At 73.6% G+C, this 2,845-nt stretch carries 2 protein-coding genes; one reads left to right on the top strand and one right to left on the bottom strand.

Annotation, left to right across the window (positions count from 1 at the left end):
- Positions 1-260: 260 nt before the first annotated feature.
- Complete coding sequence (locus KN815_RS37735) at positions 261-1,214, bottom strand: LysR family transcriptional regulator (protein WP_216346346.1); 954 nt, start codon at positions 1,212-1,214, stop codon at positions 261-263.
- Positions 1,215-1,306: 92 nt separating this feature from the next.
- On the opposite strand from KN815_RS37735, the gene KN815_RS37730 reads away from it, so the two are divergent.
- Positions 1,307-2,674 carry an MFS transporter gene (locus KN815_RS37730; protein ID WP_216346345.1) on the top strand — a complete coding sequence of 456 codons (1,368 nt, stop codon included), beginning with the start codon at positions 1,307-1,309 and terminating at the stop codon, positions 2,672-2,674.
- Positions 2,675-2,845: the final 171 nt, after the last annotated feature.

Below are 2,845 nucleotides of genomic sequence, written 5' to 3'. Positions count from 1 at the left end.
GCGACCTGGAACCGGGCCGGGTCCGGTGCCACCGGATCGGCGGGCAGCCGCGAGACGGCAGGAGGGGCGGGGTCGCAGGGGTGGGGTCCTGGACGCTTACGTGTATGTGTGGCGCCGATCCCCGCCCCCCACGCCCCCGGCCAATGGCGCCGTACATACACGGTCCAGGGCGCCGCCCCGGAGGCCCCGCCCCCGGCACCCACCACACAACCGACCGCGCACCCCAGCACCCACCCCGCACCCAGCGGAACCCGCACCCACTACGTCAGCAACTGACCCCGCCGGCTCAGCAGAAACCTCTTGAAGGCCGCCACCGGCGGGGTGTCCGGGTGCCCGTCCAGCCAGGCCACCCCGATCTCGCGGACGGCACGCGGCGCGGTGACGGTCAGCTCCGCCACCCCGGGGCGGGGAACGGCCGGAGGCGGGAGGAGGGCCACCCCAAGGCCCGCCGCGACCAGGCCGCGCAGCGTCTCCGCCTCCTCGCCCTCGAAGGCGATCCGCGGTGTGAACCCCGCCTCGGCGCACAGCGCATCGGTGATGCGCCGCAGCCCGTAGCCCGGTTCCAGCGTGACGAACAGTTCCGAGGCGGCCTCGGCGAGCCGGACCCGGCGGCGCCCGGCCAGCCGGTGGTCGTCGGGGACCACCAGCCGCAGCCGCTGTTCGTCCAGGCGGCGGGCGACCAGATCGGGGGCGTCCGGCACCGGGGAGGTCAGGCAGAGGTCGAGGCCGCCCGCGCGCATCCGTTCGAGCATCGCCTCGCCGTAGTTCTGGACCAGTTGGAACCGTACCCGCGGATGGTCCACCCGGAAGCTCCGGATCAGACCGGGCACGGTCTCGGTCCCCAGCGTGTGCAGGAAGCCGAACGAGACCAGGCCCGCCGCCGGATCCGCGTCGGCCCGTACGGACTCGGCGGCGCGGTCGACCTCGGCGAGGGCCCGTTCGACCGAGTGCAGGAACGTCCGTCCCGCCGGGGTGAGCGCCACCGTACGGCCCCGGCGGGCGAAGAGCGCCACGCCCAGGTCCTCCTCCAGCCGGACCATCGCCCGGCTGAGCGTCGACTGGGGCACCCCCATCTCCTGTGCGGCGCGCGTCACATGCTCATGGCGGGCGACGGCGGCGAACTGGGCGAGGCGCGGAGTGAGGGCGGCGGCCCAGGACTCCGCCTCGACATCTGCTGTCACCGGAATGTCGTTTTCGTAACTGATGCGTGACACGTGCGCCCCTGACCTTTACTCATGCTGCACTGGATTGATTATCGCCATTCCGTGCATTGGACGCATCAACCGTGCTTACGTACGGTCGAAACATGCCTCCTGCTGATACCGGGGCGTCCACCGGAACCCACCGTGTGGACGCCTCCGCTTCGATGCCGACGACCCCGAACTCCTCCCAGCCCGCCACCGCGAGCAAGGCGAGCCCCGCGAGCCCCGCGAGCCCCGCGTCCCAGCAGATGAGCCCGGGCCATCCCGGCTACGTCCGGATGCGGCTCGCCCTCTTCACCTCCGGACTCGCCACCTTCGCCCTGCTCTACTCGACCCAGGCGCTGCTCCCCGCGATCTCCGACGATCTGCGGGTCCAGGCGGACCAGGCAAGCTGGAGCGTCTCCGCGGCCACCTTCGGCCTGGCGCTCGCGGTCGTGCCGCTGAGCGCGCTGTCCGAGCGGTTCGGCCGACGCGCCATGATGACCGGCTCGCTCACCGTCGCGGTCCTCCTCGCCCTGCTGGTGCCGTTCGCACCGGACCTGGGCTGGCTGATCGGACTGCGCGCGGTCCAGGGCGTGGCGCTGGCCGGGATCCCGGCCTCCGCGATGGCGTATCTCTCGGAGGAAGTTCACCCGAAGGCGTTGATCGGCGCGATCGGGCTGTTCGTGGCCGGTAACAGCGTCGGCGGTATGAGTGGCCGGATCCTCACCGGCTGGGTGGCGGACGCCTGGGGCTGGCGGGCCGCGCTGGCCGCGGTCGGCGCGATGGCGCTGCTGTGCGCGGTGGCCTTCCGGCTGCTGCTCCCCAAGGCCCGGAACTTCACCCCTGCCGCGGTGAGCCCGCGGGCGCTGGCCCGCACCCTCGCCGGGCATCTCTCCGATCCGCTGCTGTGCCGGCTGTACGCGATCGGCGCGCTGTTCATGACGGTCTTCGGCGGGGTCTACACGGTCATCGGCTACCGGCTGGTGGCCGAGCCCTTCGGCCTCTCGCAGAGCCTGATCGGCTCGATCTTCCTGATCTACCTGGTCGGTACGGTCTCCTCGGCGGCGACCGGCAAGCTGGTCGGCCGGCTCGGGCGGCGCGGCGCGCTGTATGTGGCGGTGTCCACGACGGCGGCCGGACTGCTGCTGTCCCTGCTGAACTCGATCCCGGCGGTGCTGGCCGGTCTGGTGCTGATCACCGCGGGCTTCTTCGCGGGCCACGCGGCGGCGTCCTCGGCGGTCAGCCGTACGGCCAAGACCGGCCGCGCCCAGGCCGCGGCGCTCTACCAGGCGTCGTACTACATCGGCAGCAGCGTGGGCGGTGCGCTGGGCGCGCTCGCCTTCCACGCGGCCGGATGGGGCGGCACGGTCGCCATGGGCCTGGTGGCGGTCGGCGGCGTGGCGGCGATCACGGTGTACGCGACGCGCAAGGCGCAGGCCGAACGGCGCGCGGCGGCCGCGCGCCGCGATCTGGTCGGCGCACCGGCCTAGCCCCGGCCCCGGGCGCTCTTATGGCCCAGCCCTCCGAAGCCCGAAGGGGCCGTCCCGCCACTGTCCCGGCGGGACGGCCCCTTCGCCCGTGCGGGCCCGGTCCGTGGGGCCCGTGCGGGCCTGCTCGGTGGGGTGAGACGAGCACAGACCCCGCCGCGCCCGGCCGCCCCC

It is taken from the genome of Streptomyces niphimycinicus (assembly GCF_018883605.1).
GTDB lineage: Bacteria > Actinomycetota > Actinomycetes > Streptomycetales > Streptomycetaceae > Streptomyces > Streptomyces niphimycinicus.
The sequence above is the reverse complement of the archived record's forward strand: the minus strand, read 5'-3'. Positions and strand labels throughout refer to the sequence as shown.

Coding starts and splice junctions, on each gene's coding strand:
- KN815_RS37730 (WP_216346345.1), top strand. CDS start 1,307: ATGCCTCCTGCTGATACCGGGGCGTCCACCGGAACCCACCGTGTGGAC.